The organism is Halomonas sp. MMSF_3323, assembly GCF_030733595.1.
In the GTDB taxonomy this organism is placed as follows: domain Bacteria; phylum Pseudomonadota; class Gammaproteobacteria; order Pseudomonadales; family Halomonadaceae; genus Halomonas; species Halomonas litopenaei.
The window spans coordinates 14,655-30,613 of record NZ_JASHIT010000005.1 but is presented as its reverse complement, the minus strand read 5'-3'; the positions used below and the strand labels follow the sequence as shown (position 1 = coordinate 30,613).

Below are 15,959 nucleotides of genomic sequence, written 5' to 3'. Positions count from 1 at the left end.
GGCTACCACCCCGTCCAGGCGCGCAAGGCCGACAGCGGCCGGCGCAGCAGGTAGTAGCCGAGACTGACCTCTTCGCCGTAGACCTTGGCGGTGCCGTGCAGCCCCAGGCGTACCTTGTTCGCTGCTGAGTCGGTCTGGGTATCGGTCCCCTGGTCGAGGCTCTGTCCGGCGCTGTCTTTCACCTCGGTCGGCGCAAGCTCGGCCAGCAGGCGATAGGCGGCGACGCCATCTGCGTCGGTCGAGGCTTCGTAGCTGGTCTGGATGAGGCGCGCGCCGATCGGTTCCAGCGGACGGGCGCTGAGGAACACCTTGACCTCGGCCCCCGCTGCCAGGGTGATGGCGTCGGCGGCGGCCAGCTGGATCTCCACCGCCGGCTGATCGGGGGCGGCCAGGCGCAGGATGCGCTCGCCGGTGGCGACGGGGCGTCCTTCCCAGTCGTCGGGGTCGCTGTAGACCGCGACTCCCGCCGTCGGAGCCGTCACCAGGGTGCGTTCGAGCCTGGCCTCCAGTGCCTCCAGTTCGGCCAGGCGCTGTGCCTGCTGGCGCCTCAGGCGACTTATGTCGGCGAGCCGTGAGCGGTCGTCGAAGGCCAGGTTGCCGGCGGCGTCGAGCTCGGCGCTGGCCACCTCGAGCTGACGCCTGAGTACCTCGGCGCGGCCTTCGAGTTCGCTACGATCCAGGCGAAACAGGGGGGTGCCGGCCTCGACGCGTGAGTTGGGCTCTACCAGCATCTCGGCCACCACACCGTCCAGCGGGCTGGTGATGGCGGCGCTGTCCAGCGACACGATCTCGGCCGGGGCCAGGGCCGACTGGCGCACCGGTAGGAACATCGCGGCGATCACTGCAACCAATAACAGCCAGCCGAGCCGACGACGCGGTAGCTGCCAGGCGCGTCGGCGTGGCGCCAGGGCCAGCCAGCAGTAGCGCCAGGTGGCGGCCAGGCCACCGAGCTGCTGGCGCAGCGCCTGGGGCGGTGGCTGCTCGAGCAGAAACAGCGCCCAGGCATGGTCGCTGGACGACTTTCGGTCGGCGTCGGCGACGCCGGGACCCAGCGGCACCAGCCACAGCACCTCTGGCCACCACTGGGCCCAGCCTTCGGACAGGTCGTCGGGGAGTTCAAGTTGATCGCGCAGCAGCAGCCTGGGGCCATCGATGTCGTGTTGATCGAGCAGCCAGGCGCCGAGCCTTTCCACCCAGTTGACGAAGGGGGTGCGCTCGGTGGGCGTGGCCAGCCCCGAGACACAGCGCAGCCTGACCGCACCCCGGGCACGGCCCTCCAGTACCAGTGCCTGACGAAAGCGCAGCAGCGGATAGGGGTCGTTGGCGATGGAGAAGGCCAGGGTGGTGCGCGAGTCGGCGTCCAGCGCGCGATCTCGCAGGGCCAGGCTCAATGACGCCAGCGACGCCGGGCGTGGGTGTTCGCTGGCGCTCATGGCGTGCCTTCGTCGCTGTCCTCTGTGGTAGGCGATTCGGCCACCAGGGTGGCACGCCCGGTCATGCCCGGCATCAGCTCGTCATGGGCCTGGTCGAGGCGTGCCTCGAGCTCGACGGTCTGGGCCACCGCATCGATGCGGGCACTCACCGCGCTGAGCGTGGCGGCGTAGCGCTTGCCGGTCTCGCTGACGTCAAGGCTGAGCGACTGGCCTTCGCCGAGTTCGGCCAGGTGCGCCGAGGGGGCATTGAGCCGGACCTTGAGAGGGCCATCACCGACCAGATCGACGATCGGCGTACCGGCGGCCATGGTCTGAAAGGGCTTGACGTGAACCGCGGCGATGCGCCCGGCGAAGGGCGCCTTCAAGGTACAGCGATCGCGCTGGACGGCGGCAAGGTTCAAGGCGCTCTGGGCCTTGTCGACCTCCGCGCGGGCCAGCGCCACCTCGAGATCGCCCACTGCGTCCAGGCGGCGCAGGCGGTCCTTGGCCTGGCTGTTGAGCCGGGCCACGCCGAGTTCGGTATTGGCCACGTTGACCCGGGCCTGTTCGATTCGACAGTCGAAGCGGGCAAGCACATCGCCCTCGGCCACCGTAGCCCCCAGCGACACGGCTAGCTCGTCCAGGGTGCCTTCCATGCGGCTGGACAGGGTCGCCTCCTGCTGGGGGGCCAGCAGGGCGCGCATGGTCAGCTCGCTCCGGCTTTGCTGGGTCGATTGCTGTGCCGAATGCTGGGTCGGCTGCTGGGTCGATTGAGGTGCCGACTGCTGGGCCGATGCTGGCGCCGACAGCCCGAGCAGGGGCAGTGCGAGGCCGAGGAGCATCCCGGCCGAGCGCGGGCGAAGGCGATTAGACGGCATCGGTGCCCCCCTCATCGGCGCCTGTCCCCGGCTGCGGGCGACGCGGCTCCAGGGTGGGCCCGCCGGCTGGCGCCGGTGGCTGGCCCGGGTGAGGCGCAATGATGCCCTGGCGCTCGTGGGTGGTCATGATCCGTTCGATCTCGCCGGCCAGGGTCTGTACATCGTGCTGGGCGACGGTCTCGGGCAGCACGTCCAGGCCCACCGAGTTGAATAACCGGCCCCAGGCGGCCTGGGCGCGGGAGTAGGCCGCCTCGCGCTGGTACTGGGACAGCAGGTAGCGGCTCTCGGCGCGAATCACCTCGAGCTCCGAGCCGATGGAAGAGGAGGCCGCGGCCTTGGCGTAGGCCAGCAGGTCCTCGTCCACCTCGAGACTCTCGTCGCTGTACTCGAGCTCCTCGCGGGCCAGGTGGTAGCGCAGGGCGCCCACCCGCACCTGGGTCAGTACCGCCATGGACAGGGCGGTACGGCGCAGGTCGTCGGCATCACCCTGGGTGTCCTGGGCTTCGTTCAGATCGGGATAGGACAACAGCTTCAACAGGTTCAAGGACACGTTGACGCCGGTCTCGGTCCAGTCGTTGTTGTACAGGTAGTCGTTGGAGTCGTACTCGATGCCCGCGCTGACCGTGACGTTGGGCCACAGCCTGAGCTTGGCGGCTTCCAGGTCGTTCTGGTTGACCCGCTTGCGGTACCACTCCTCCATGATCTCCGGGCGGTGCTGCAGCGCCAGCTGTTCCAGGCGCTCGATATCGCTGACGTCCGGGGGAAGATCCGGTTCCGGTTCGTCGGCCAGGATCAGGCGGGTACCGGGGGGCAGCGACATCAGTGCGGCCAGTTCGGTCTTGGCCAGCTCCAGATCCTGGCGGCGCGCGGTCAGCAGGGTGGTGGAGTCGAGCAGCGCGCGCTGGTAGGCCAGTACCTCCTGGCGTGGCAGCAGTCCCTGGCGCTGGGCCTCACGGGCGGCGTCCAGGGCCACCTCGGTGCGCGCCAGCAGTACATTGAGGCGAGGAATCAGGCGTTGGGCGGCCAGCGCCCGCCAGTAGGCGTTGCGTACGTCGCGCAGCACGTTCTGGGCGACCTTGCGCCGGCGTTCCTCGGCCATCAGCATCTGGTCGGCCTTCTGCTGGTTCTCGTAGTAGGCCAGGCCGAAGTCGAGCAGGCTCCAGGACAGGCCAAGGCCCGCGGTGGAACGGTAGCGCTGCTCCGAGGTGGAGGGCCGCAGGCTTTCCTCGCCGTCTTCGATACCGATGGAGGTGCCACCGGAGTCATTGCTGCGATCACTGTAGCCGGCCTCGGCGACGATGCGTGGCAGCAGTTCATGGCGCGAGACGTCACGCAGGTTCGAGGCCAGGGCGCTTTCCATCAGCTTCAGGCGATAGTCGAGGTTGTACTTGAGTGCCCGGGCGGCGGCCTCGTAGAAGGTAACCGGCTGATTGAGCGGCTCCTGCAGGCGATACATCTGGGCCTGGTCGCTGATCGCCCGCTGACGGATCTCGGTGGCGTCGAAGGGCTGGGGCTCGAGGCTGGAGCAGGCACTCAGGGTCAGGCCGGCGGTGACCGCCAGCGTGGTGAGCGGTAGTCGATGCATGCGGTGTCCTTGTCGTTCGAATCTCACAGGTCGTGCTCCCCTTGCAGCGGCGCGGTGGAGCCGGCCATGGCCGTCAGTTGTGCGCGAAAGCCTGCAGCGACCCTGGGAGAGGCGCCGGAGGTCTCATCTGGCCCGCGCCAGCCGCCCTGGGCCAGCGCTGCTGGCTCGAGGCGATCGTCCTGGTCACCATCGGCGATCCATTCGGCCCCCGGCGGCAGCACAGGCCGGCCGTCATCTGCCGCGTCGCGGTTCGGCGCCTCGGCCGAGCCAGGTTGAGCGTCGCCCGGCGTCGAGCTTCGCGTCGGAATCGTCGGTTCGCCATCGGCACCAGCGGCGTTGTTCAGCAATTGTTCGCGGGTGGGAGCGTAGAGGGAGGGATCGGCCAGCAGGCCATCCGCCGTCAGGTCGGTGCGGCCGTGGCGGCCCAGCATCAGCAATTGATCCTGCTCGGCGTACAGGCGACTCAAGGCTACGCCGCGTAGCACGTACTGGCCTGGCACCTCACCCAGGCCATTGGCCAGCGACGGGATCTGCATCTCCAGCGGCCGGACCAGCCAGGGCTGGGCGCCGTGGGACAGGCGCAGGTAATCGAAGACCTGGCGGCTGTTGCGCTCGACTTCCGGGGTGACATAGACCACCGGGTCGACATCGCCAAGGGTGGCGCGCGACTGGCGCCCATCGTCCGGGCGCAGGAAGTGGGGGCCGGCGCCATCCCTGATCGGAATATAGGGTGCGGCGATATCCAGGGTCAGGGTCAGGGTGGCGGTGTCGCTGGCGCCGGCCTGGTCGGTCAGGGTGTAGACGAAGACCTCCTGCAACAGCGGACCCAGGCCGCTGGCGCGCAGCACCTCGCTGTTGGTGCGGTCGATAAAGTAGCGGTAGCTGCCGTCCGCCTCGATGATCAGGGTGCCGTAGCGGCCCGCCAGGCGCTCGCCGGGCGCCGCGCTGACGCCGTCCTGTGCCACCAGGGTGACCCTCTGGGTCTCGCCGTAGCGCTCGGCGTCGACGTCGGTGTCGTTGGGCAGCACATTGCCGGTGGCGTCGGGGCGGCTCGCGCCTCCGCCGATGTCCACGGCGTCGCCGCTGTCGTCGCGGGCCGTCGGTGTATCGTTGCGCCCATCGATGGTGATCGTCAGGCTGGCACTGGCGGGGCCGCCCCAGCGGTCCTCCAGCGCATAGGTGAAGACGTCGACCAGGGTCTGGCCGCTTTGACGCAACGCCTGGACCTCCGGGTTGTCGTCATCGACCTGGTAGCGGTAGCTGCCGTCGGCCTCCATCACCAGGCTGCCGTAGCGGCCCTTGAGTGCCTTGCCGAGGGTGCCTTCGGTGCCGGCGCTTGGGTCATCGCCGGTGCGAACGCCGGTCACCGTCAGGTTGGGGCCGAGCAGGTTGACGCCGAGGTTGATGTCGCCATCGACGTCGCTGTCGTTGTCGAGCACATTGCCCACGGCGTCCGCCCCGGGCGTGGCGTTGTCGCGGCCACCGGCCTCCACCGCCAGGCCATCGTCGGTGCCGGGCACCGGCGCCTGGTTCTGGCCGCGCACGAACACCGTCAGTTCGGCCAGGTCCACCAGTCCCGCCAGATCACGGGCCTCGTAGGTAAAGACGTCACGGCGGAACTCCAGGGGGCCAAGCCCGAGGATCTCGGCGTTGGACTGGTCGACCGCGTAGCTGTAGCTGCCGTCGGTAGCAAGCGTCAGGGTGCCGTACTGGCCTGTCAGGGTTATCGTGCCGGCGCTGGGGGTGGACAGGGCCCCGCCTGCGGCCTCAGTGCCGGGGCGGGCGCCACTCACGGCCAGTTGGTCACCGGCGTCGATATCACTGTCGTTGTCGAGCACATTGCCGCTGGGATCACGGCCGGTGCCCTGATCGCTGTCGGCCACCGCCAGGGCGACGTTGTCGGCGGCCACCGGGGCATCGTCGCGTCCCTCGATGGTCACGGTCAGACGCGCCGTGGTGCTGGCACCCAGGGGATCGACGCTGCGGTAGACGAAGACCTCGGTGAGGGTATCGTTGGCGGTTCTTAGGGCCTCCACCGCCGGATTGGTGTTGTCGACCACATAGGAAAAGCTGCCGTCAGCGTTCAGGGTCAGGGTGCCGTAGCGTCCGGCCAGCGGCTGGCCGGCGTTTACCGTGGTGGTGTTGAAGCGGACCTGATCGACACTCAGTGTCTGTCCATCCACGTCGTCGTCGTTGGTCAGGACATTGCCGCTGGGGTCGTCACCTGGGGTGGCGTTGGCGGTACCCCCGGCCTCCACCGCGATGGCCTTGTCGGCCACCGGGCTCGGCGGATCGTTGGCGCCGGTGACGGTGACGACCAGCTCGGCCAGGTCCGGATTGCCGGCGGTGTCGATCAGCCTATAGGTGAAGGTCTCGCTTAGGGTGGCGCCTGCCGCCAGGGCCTGTACGGCGGCGTTGTCGCCGTCGACCACGTAGCGGTAACTGCCGTCGGCGTTTACCGTGAGGCGCCCGTACTGACCATCGACGCTGGCGCTGACGCCACCGAGGCTGGTCATGGCGCCGCCGGCCGTCTCGCTGCCGGGGCGAATGGCGCCGACGGCGAGTGCACCCTGGTCGATGGTATCCACGTCGGCGTCGACGTCATCGCCGTCGTCATCAGCGATCAGATTGCCGGTGCCGTCCACCGCCGGCGTGGCGCCGTCGGTGGACGGTGCCTGGGCGCTGGTGGTGTTGTTGGTGGCGACGGGGTTGTCCTGGGCGCCTTCGATGGTGATGGTCAGCACCGCGATGTCATCGAGTCCCTCGGCGTCGGTGACCAGGTAGCTGAAGGTCTCGCTCAGGGTATCGCCCACCGCCAGGGCTTCGACGTCTGCGTTGTCGTCAGCGATGACGTAGGTATAGCTGCCATCCTGGTCGATGGTCAGGGTGCCGTATTTTCCGATCACGTTGGTGGCGCCGGTGACCTCATCGAAACTGCCTAGGAGCTCATCGCCATCGCGGATACCTGTGACCGCCTTGGTCTCGCCGTTGAGGTCGACGTCGGTATCGTTGGTCAGCACATTGCCGGTGGCGTCCTGGCCGGGCCGGCGGTGGCGTTGCTGATGCCACCTTTCTCGATGGCCACGCCGCTGTCGTCGACGCCCACCGGGGCGTCGTTGGCGCCTTCGATGGTGATGGTGATGGTGGCCTGGGAGATGGCGCCTTCGCGATCGCTGATTTCGTAGACGAAGGTCTCGGGCAGGGTATTGCCGCTCAGTCTCAGGGCCTCTACGGCGGGGTTGTCGTTGTCGAGCAGGTACTCCGCCGAGCCGCTCGAGGAGATCACCAGGGTGCCGTAGGTGCCGACGATACGGGTGGGCGAGGCGGGGTCGCTGTTGACCGCCTGCAGTGAGCCCGCGGTGGTGCCCGCCCGGACCACCGTCAGCACGTCGGGGTCGGCGTCATTGAGGTCGTTGTCGGTATCGTTGAGGATGACCAGGCCGTTGGGGTCGATGCCGCCGATATTGAAGCGTCCCCCGGCCTCCACGGCGATGGCGCTGTCGTCGTTGGCCTCAGGCTCGTCGTTAACCGCGATCACTTCGATGGCCAGGGTATCGCGGTCGGTCAGGGCGTCGGCGCTCTCGCCGGGAGTGCCGTTGCCGGTGTCCGGGTGGTCGCCGAAGTTGCCGTTGTCGCTGGTAACGAGGGTCAGGGTATCGTCACCGTTGAAGTTGGCGTTGCCGGTATAGGTCAGGGTGGCGAGGGCAGCGTTGATCTCGTCGACGCTGCCGGTGAGGATCAGCTCGCTGGTGCCGCTGCCTGACACACTGGCGCCACCGTCCCCGGAGGCGCTCAGGGTGCCGTTGTTGACGCTCAGGGTGGTGGTCAGGTTCTGGGCGGCGGGGGCGCTTGGGGCGCCGGGCGTCAGGGCGTCGGGGTCGGCGATCGAGATGCCGGTGATGGTAATGTCGGTGTCTTCGTCACCGGAGACCGGCGAGGCCGGCAAGGTGTGGACCGGGGCGTCGTTGAGTTCGACATAGCCGATATCGGCGTCGAAGGTGGTGTCGCCGTCTACGGCGCCGGTGATCAACGATAGGCTGCCGTCGTCGGAGGGTCCGCTGTCGATACGCGCCTTCAGCTCGCCGGCATCGGCGTCGGTGAGGCTTTCGCTGGCCGAGATGCGATAGCTGCCCTTGGGCAGCACGCCGAAGGAGTAGTTGCCGTTTGCGTCGGTGACGGTGTCAAAGGTGAGATCTTCGTCGTCATCGAAGTCGCCGTCGTTGTTGCCGTCCCAGGTCAGGGTCACACTGACGCCGGCCAGACCATCGCCATCGGGTGTCTTGCTGGTGTTGGCGCTGAGGGTGTCATTCCACAGGGTGCCTTCGATCAGCCCGAGACTCGCCCCGGCGGTCAACACATAGTCATTGAGCCCGCCGCTTCCGTCGGCATCGGTACGCTCGCCCGCTGCCGAGCCGTCGGGGCCGACATCGCTGCCAGCAAAGCCATCGAAACTGCCGTCGTCGGGCAGGCTGGACCAGGCAAGACGGGCCTCGGCGGCGGTGGCCGTCACCACCGCATCGTTGGGTACCTCGAGGCGATAGGACACGCTGACCTCGCTGCCCGGGTCGAGCTGTGCAAAGGTGACCTCGATTCCACTGGCGGTGGCGTTGGCCACGACTCCGGCCGGCAGGCCGCCCAGGCTGTAGCTCTGGCCATCGATGACCACACTGTCGATGACATAATCGCTGCCCGAGGGAAAGGCGTCGGTCAGCACCACATCGTAGGCGGGCATGCCGCCGTTCTGGGTAAAGGCAACGGTGACGCTGGCGGTGCCGGTGGTGTCATCCGGGGCCGGATCGAAATCCACCACCGTCTTGGTCATCTCGGTAAAGGACGGCTCGACGATACGTTCGTAGATTTCCTCGCTCTGGAAACTGGTGCCGTCGCGGCTTTCGGTCACGACCATGCCAAGCTCTGTCCCTGCCTGGTTGGTCGAGACGTTGTCGACCCGCACATTGAACTCGAGCGAAAGGCCTTCCTTGTCGAGGTCATTATCGGCGTTGGTGATGGTGCCCAGGTCGATGGTCAGGGTGCGTCCATCGCCGCTGATGGTGTAGCGGGCAGGATCGAGCACACTCTCCGGTCCGCCGCTCAGGTCACTCTGGATGTACCCGGCCTCGGGGGACTGGCCATTGCCCTCGACGGAATCGGCGTTGGTGTTCAGGTTGCTTGTCAGACCACCATCGTTGGCGATGAAGGCCATCAGGATCTGGTTGGCCGTCTCCGGGAGAATGGTGAGACCTTCATCGACCTGAATCGTCAGTTGATAGTTGTCCGTAGTGCCTTCGGGCAGCAGCGCCACCACCCGGTAGCGGATGATTTCACCCACCGCGACGTCTTCGCGGGTGTCGCCGGTCGGGTCTGCAGCAGCGGTGCTGTCCAGCCCGCCGACGCGGGACACCTGCAGTGTCTGAGCGATCGGGATCGCCTGGATATCGATCTGCCGATAGTCGTTGAGGGAGCCATCCCCCAGTTCCCCGTCGGCTCCTGTCCGTTCGGTACCATTGCTGGAGCTGGTCTCGTCGAGACTGGTCCAGTCGACCCGGGCCTCGGAGGTCAGGTTGGCCAGATCCGCGGCAGTGGCGCCTACGGTGCCACCGATGGTCAGGGTGATGGAATGGCCGGTACGCAGGTCGAGATCGAATCCACTCTTGAGGCTGAGTTGATAGCCGTCGGTGTCGTTGCCGGTGATCTCGAAGTCACCCACGGCGGGCCCGTTGGCGTCGCTGAAACTCACCGCCTCAAGGCTGACGCCGTCGAGTTCAGCAGGTAGCTGGACAGACAGCCCCAGGTCGAAGGCGTCGACCCCCGAGGTGTTCGAAAAGGTGACGGCGTACTCGATGGCGTCACCAGAGTCGACTCCGAGACCCGGGTCGGAAGGAGTGGTCAGCGCCTGTTCGATGGTGACCGTGGGTTCCACCAGGGTGGTGGTCGGGCCCGTACCGGGCTGACTGACGTCGCGATCCACGGCGGTGCTGCCGTTGACCTCATCACCGTCGACGTCCTGATAGGTCAGGCCCGCCTTGTGTTCGTGTTCGGTGCCTTGCTGGTTGTTGAGGGTGTTGGTGGCAATCAGGCGGACGCGCAGAACAAAGGTATTGTTGCCGGTGTCGTTGTCGCCGGTGGCGCCGGCGGCGCTGAAGGTGAACTGGCCATCGACGCCATCGACGCCATCGACGCCTAGGGTGCCGCCACTGCCGGCAAGGCCTGAGACGGAGACGCTGCCTGCGAAGTCGGCGCTTAAGTTGTCGCTGCCGGCGGCCAGGGTGATCAGTTTATAACCCGAGCCATTGTAGGAGGTATCCAGCGCCATGCCCGGCGGTATCAGGTCATTGACCCTGAGTTCCTGGGTAGTGCCTTCTGGCAGGGTCACCACGATGTCGTAGGGCATCGACTCGCCGACCACCAGGTCGGCGCCGTCGGTGTGGGTCTCGCTTGAATCGTCGTCAGTGGCGTCGCCGCCGACGGCGAAGGTGGTGGTGATGGTTGGCGCCGCCACCTGCTGGGTCGCGTCGTCATCGAGATCCGTCGGGGTAAAGTCGGTGCCACCGTCGACGCTGGCGTAGTTGGTGAGCGTTGCCGTGGTGCCGAGGGTGCGACTGGCGCTGACCGCCGCGGCCACGGTCACGTCGTAGGTGATGACGATGATGTTGGTGCCGGCGGCGTCGCTGGCGCTGCCATCCCGCCCGGCCTGCAGGGTGGCCTGGCCGCTGTCGTCGAGCAGGGTGATGGTGTTGCCACTGACGCTATAGTCGGTGCCCTCGATCAGCACGCTGCCGTCACCGAGCGTCAGGGTCAGGTTGGCACCGCCCAGGCTGCCACCGACGAAGGTCAGGTCCGTGGGCAGCTCGATCTCGGTCGTCACGTCGAAGGCGCCGCCGCCGCCGGTGTTCTCGAGCAGCGTGGCCAGGCGCAGGGTGTCGCCGGCGTCGATGTCGGTGACGTCGCCGTCCACCGCCGCCGGGTCGGTAATGTTGCCGGTGAAGGGCGCACCCGCCGTGCCGGGCGCATTCCAGCTGCCGCTGGTGCCGCTGACGCTGCCGCTGGTCGAGGACACCACCCCATGGGTGATGGTGACGACCGGCTCGGCCACCGACTGCACCTTGACCACGTCCTGGGTCACCAGTTCGGTCTTGTCGAGGGTGGTGGTCTGGCGCGATTCGGCCAGCACATCCAGCGAGCGGCCATCGGCGAAGGGCTGATCCCCCACCGTCATGGTAAAGCTCAGGGCGATGGTGCTGGCCTCTGTCGTGGTCAGGTCTGCCAGGGTAAAGATGATGGCGTTGCCGGGACCGCTCGCTACGCTGGTGATCTCGCCCGCCCAGCTGTTGTCCGCTGCCAGGGACCACTGGCCGGAGTCAGTACCTTGCGTCCAGCTGATGCCCGAGGTGTCGAGCAGCGGCAGCGGCAGGTAGGCGATCAACTGGAAGTTTTCGTGGTCGCCGGTGACCAGCTCGTAGCGCAGGGTGAAGGTCACCTCGTCGCCGGGGGCCAGTTCGCTGGCGCCTCCTTCGATGGCGATGTCCACCTGGCTGGTGGGCACGGTCAGTTCGGTGCTGGAGTCGTCGGTCTCGCTCTCGCCGGTCAGGTTGTTCGGGTTGAGCAGCAGAGTGGCATCGACCTCGGCGGCATTGCCCAGGCTGTCGCCTTCGTTGATGGCAGGGTGGTCGGTAACGCCTGCATAGGCGTCGTCGATGACCGCGCGATAGCTGATCAGCGCACGGGTGGCGCCGGCGTCGATCACCCCATCGAAGGCAGCGTCGCCGGCGAGCCAGGCCTGGTCATCCAAGGCGTTCTCGATCGACTGGGCGATATCGAAGACAAGGGTGGTGGTGCCATCGGCATTGACGCTGGTGGTGACCACCAGATCGATGGTGGTGGCGTCATCACCGCTGTAGAGGATCAGCGTCGGGGTGCCCTCGAGGGTCTGGCCATTGCCGAGGGTATCGGTGACGATAAACTGACCCTCGAGCTGGGTATCCTCGCCAAAGGCGAAGTAGTCCGACAGCGCCATCTCCAGCTGGTATTCCAGGGTGTCACCCGGAGTCAGGCCGCTGGTGCCGGTATCGATGGCCAGGGTGGCGGTCTTTTCCAGGGTGATCGACTTGGCAACGAAGCTCAGTTCATCGCCGGTACCCTCGAAGCTGACCTTGCCGTCGGGATCGTCGGGATTGCGGTCGCGATCGTCCAGCGGCAGCCAGACGCCGCTGCCGGTGGGGGCGCCAAAGGTGATCGTCTGGTCGTTGCCGGTCACCGGGTCGAGGACAGGGTCGCCGTTGGCATCGGTCTCCGGCACATAGAAGTCGACCCGGCTGGACTGGGCCTCGGTGAGGTTGTCGTAGGTCACCGTGTAGGAGGTGATGAAGGCATCGCTGTTGATCAGCGCCTGTATGGTCAGATCACCGGTGTAGGTGTTGCCGCTGGCCAGGGTGATGGAGGTCAGGGTGCCGTTGCCGGGATCGATGGCGGTGACCTGAACGTTGGTCGGCACCGGCTGGGTGATGACCACGTCGGTCAGGGTCTGGGCGGTGGCACCGGCGCCGGCCGGTCGCACCGTGGTGACCAGGCTGTGGGGGTAGTTCTCACCGGTGGTGGTGTCGCCCTCGCTCATGTCGAGGCTCTGCTCCACCGTGATGACCGTGGGGGTGATGGTGAAGGCGACCGCACTACCGATAAGGCTGGGGTCCTGCTCCGGGTTGGACAGGGCATCGTTGCCAAGCTCGAAGCCGGCCATGGCCTGGATGACCAGGTTTGGGCTGCCGTTGGTCTGGGAGGTATCGGCCAGTTCGCTCAGCTCGCCGGTAAAGGTGACGTCGATGCTTGGCTGGTCGCTGGTCAGGCTGGCGAAGGGCAGCGCCGCCACCACCAGGGTATCGCCGGCCTGGGCCCCATAGGCCGAGGCCAGCACGGTGATCGGTTCGCCATTGGCGTCTTTCGCCAGGGGATGCACCGCCTCGCCGTTGGCGTCGAAGGTCACCTGGTAGAGGTCGAGTTGCCCTCCCAGGTAGCTTGCCGAGGTGATGATGACGCCGTCGTCGACCTCGGCGCCGGCGCCGTCCTTGCCGGTGGCGGGCACGATCAACTGGACAAAGGGGGCGTAACCTTCCTGGGCGGTGGAAGCATTGGACACGCTGACGGTGAACTGAAATTCCTCGCCCAGCGGCACCTCTGTTGCGGATTCGCCGAGCGACGCCGTGGGCTCGGCGTCGGCCAGCAGGCCATCCAAGGGTGCGAGGGCGGCGAGTGCCACGCCACGGTCGTCAGCCAGTTGCCCCTGTTGACGCTCCAGCTCCCAGTCGCCGCCCAGGCCACTGTGGCCGGTATCATCGGTGGAGGCGCCCACGTCCATGCCGGTGGCGCTGGCGAGACCTTCCACCAGTTCGAGCCCAGCGTCGGTGGCGCCGATACGACAGCCGTAGAGCAGCAGGTCGGCGTCGGCCGTCAGTGCCTCGCGCCACTGGCCGAGGCTCGCCGTCAGGCTCGTGAGAGTGTCGTTGCCGACCAGGGTATCGCCGAGCTGAAACTGTCCTGAGGCGCCGTGGCTGAAGATCTCCACGCTCTCGACCTGGTCCATGCCGGCCAGGGCCGCGGTGATGGCCTCGATACCGTTCTCGTCGGCGTCCACCTCGAGCAGTTCGGCGTCGTCGGCCAGCCCCTCGCGGATCGTCTGGCGCTGGGCGTCGGAGAGGCGGGCGTCCACCACCACCAGGTGGCGAGCGGGAGCCCCGGCGCCAGCGGGGCTGTCAGCCTGGGTGGCCGGTGCCTGGCCGTCGCCGTCCGTTGGCTGCTGGTTGGGTTTCCCACCGTCGCCATCGCTGGCGGGGTCGGGGGTGGCCGCCATGGCGCCATCGAACAGCAGGCGTGGCTCCAGCGCGATCAGCCGTGAACGAGTTCCCTTCATACCGACTCCTGCCTTTCCTTGTTGTCACTGTATCGATGGCAGATGACGCTTTTAATGCCATATCTGCACAATACCCTAAACATAGACGTTGATTCTCATTCTGTGCCGAAAAAGTGGAGGAGTGGCTACGCGGATCAGGACGGTAGTGACAAGGCTATGGTAGGCGGCTGACGCCAAGGCCCCAGCCCTTCACTCGAGGGCTGGCAGGGCCCTTTTTTGGGGGAGGGCGAACGTCAGGAACGCCCGCTGAAGCAAATAACGTGAGGGTTAACGCCGAAAACGATGTGGAACCACTGACGTTTCCGGGGAGGAATGCCGGTGGGGGCGAGCCGAGCAGGCGCGTGAGGAAAAGAGGAAAAAGCGGCCTGTGCCGGCGGTCGATCGACATTGGCCGGCACAGGGAAGGCGGGAAGGTCACATCGACATGGGCGTCGATGTCGGTGCGGATGGCGAAGCGACGTTACACCCGACGTGGTTGTCCAAAGGGGCGCCAGGCGCGACGTACCGGTTGTACCCCCGGGAAGTGGTGTTCGACCTGACGCAGGCACAGCGTCAGCACGATGGTCAGCAGCAGATAGACGGCGGCGATCAGCAGCAGTGGTTCGTAGGTCAGGAAGGTCTCGTCGCGAATGATGTTGGCCGCCTGGAGCAGATCCATCATGGCGATGGTCGAGACCAGCGGGATCGACTTCAGCAGCAGGATCATCTCGCCGGTGAGGGTGGGCAGACACAACTGTACCGCGCGGGGTAGCCACAGACGCCAGAATACCTGGAACGGGTTGAGGCCGAAGGCCCGCCCGGCCTCGCGCTCGCCTGGCGGTACGCTGAGCAGGGCGCCGCGCAGGATCTCGCCGCTGTAGGCGCTGACCGAGAGGGTGAAGGTAAGGGTGGCGTAGAAGAACGGGTCGCGCAGCAAGCCCCAGAAGATGCTGTCCTGGATGCCGGGGATGCCTTCCAGCAGCCGACCCACCCCGTAGTAGAAGAAGAACAGCTGCACCAGCAATGGGGTGCCGCGAATGACCGAGGTCACCGCCGTGGCCGTCCAGGCCAGCGGTCGGGGGCCCCTGATGCGTGCCATGGCCATGCCGATGGCCAGGGTGAGGCCGGCGATGGCCGATACCAGCAGCAGCCACAGGGTATTGATCAGGCCTTCGATGAGGTATTCCTGATAGAAAGGGTCGCTCAACCAGCTGAAGTCCATGTCAGGTCTCCCGGGGCTGGAGGTGAGAATGGGGCTGGCCGCGTTTGACACGCCGTGAACGTCCAAAGGGCGCAATGAAATGACACCAGCGCATATCAGGTCTCCCGGGGCTGAAGGTGAGAGTGGGGCTGGCCGCGTTTGACACGCCGTGAACGACCAAAGGGCGCAGTGAAATGACACCAGCGCATATCAGGTCTCCTGACTCTGGGGTTGTCCACGCCTGACCCGGCGCTCGATCAGCGCGAAGACCAGGTTGGACGACAGCGTCATCATCAGATAGAGCACGCCGGCGGCAGCGTAGAACAGAAAATGCGCACGGGTGCTGGCGGCGGCCTGTTGGATGGTGAAGAACAGTTCGCTGTAGCCGATCACGCTGATCAGGGCGGTGTCCTTGATCAGGATCAGCCAGAGGTTCGACATCCCTGGCAGGGCGTTGGGCAGCATCGCCGGCAGGGTGATGTGGAGAAAGCGTGCCCAGGGGGAAAAGCCGAAGGCGTCGGCGGCCTCGAGCTGGCCCTTGGGGATGGCCGAGATGGCGCCGCGGAAAACCTCTGTCATGTAGGCGCCCTGGACGAAGGCCAGCACCCCCACGGCGGTGACGAAGCCGTTGATGGCGACCTGCCCGGGCAGGCCCAGGGCGTTGGTCAGGGCGGTCAGCGCCTGGGAGCCGGCATAGTAAAGCAGGATGATCAGCAGAAGCTCCGGCACCGCACGCACGCCGGTGGAATAAGCGCCGCCGATTCCGCGCAGCCAGGCGTGTCGGGACAGCCGGCAGGCGGCACCGACAAAGCCAAGCAGCACGCCGATGGCGTAGGCCAGGCAGGCGATCTGCAGGGTGGTGAGGGCGCCGTCGAGGATCGGTCCGGCCCAGTCGGCCAGCCCCTCCTGAGAAGCGTTGTTCATGGGGCATTCTCGTCGTGGGTGAAAGTCGCGATGGCAGCGGGCCTGGTGCGCATCCGGCGTCTGTTGCCGGCGTTCGACC

General features: G+C 66.8%; 7 protein-coding genes. All 7 read right to left on the bottom strand.

Annotation, left to right across the window (positions count from 1 at the left end):
* Positions 1–2 precede the first annotated feature (2 nt).
* Positions 3–1,433, bottom strand: a complete 1,431-nt coding sequence (locus RBB39_RS03395; RefSeq protein WP_306168790.1) for an efflux RND transporter periplasmic adaptor subunit — start codon at positions 1,431–1,433, stop codon at positions 3–5.
* A complete protein-coding gene (locus RBB39_RS03390; protein WP_204248995.1) occupies positions 1,430–2,290 on the bottom strand; it encodes an efflux RND transporter periplasmic adaptor subunit in 861 nt (286 codons plus the stop codon). The genes RBB39_RS03395 and RBB39_RS03390 overlap by 4 nt, the downstream gene beginning before the upstream one ends.
* Entirely contained in the window at positions 2,280–3,875 is a 1,596-nt protein-coding gene (locus RBB39_RS03385; RefSeq protein WP_083970610.1) for a TolC family protein, read from the bottom strand. Before RBB39_RS03385 ends, RBB39_RS03390 begins: the two co-directional genes overlap by 11 nt.
* A gap of 23 nt (positions 3,876–3,898) precedes the next feature.
* The gene (locus tag RBB39_RS03380) at positions 3,899–6,895 is read right to left on the bottom strand and encodes a VCBS domain-containing protein (protein WP_306168789.1); all 2,997 of its coding nucleotides are present in this window, start codon (positions 6,893–6,895) and stop codon (positions 3,899–3,901) included.
* Positions 6,889–13,776, bottom strand: coding sequence for a DUF4347 domain-containing protein (locus tag RBB39_RS03375; RefSeq protein ID WP_306168788.1), 6,888 nt, complete (start codon positions 13,774–13,776; stop codon positions 6,889–6,891). The genes RBB39_RS03380 and RBB39_RS03375 overlap by 7 nt, the downstream gene beginning before the upstream one ends.
* A gap of 460 nt (positions 13,777–14,236) precedes the next feature.
* Positions 14,237–14,977, bottom strand: a complete 741-nt coding sequence (locus RBB39_RS03370) for an ABC transporter permease (RefSeq protein WP_045994540.1) — start codon at positions 14,975–14,977, stop codon at positions 14,237–14,239.
* Positions 14,978–15,166: 189 nt separating this feature from the next.
* The gene (locus RBB39_RS03365; protein WP_045994541.1) at positions 15,167–15,880 is read right to left on the bottom strand and encodes an ABC transporter permease; all 714 of its coding nucleotides are present in this window, start codon (positions 15,878–15,880) and stop codon (positions 15,167–15,169) included.
* Positions 15,881–15,959: the final 79 nt, after the last annotated feature.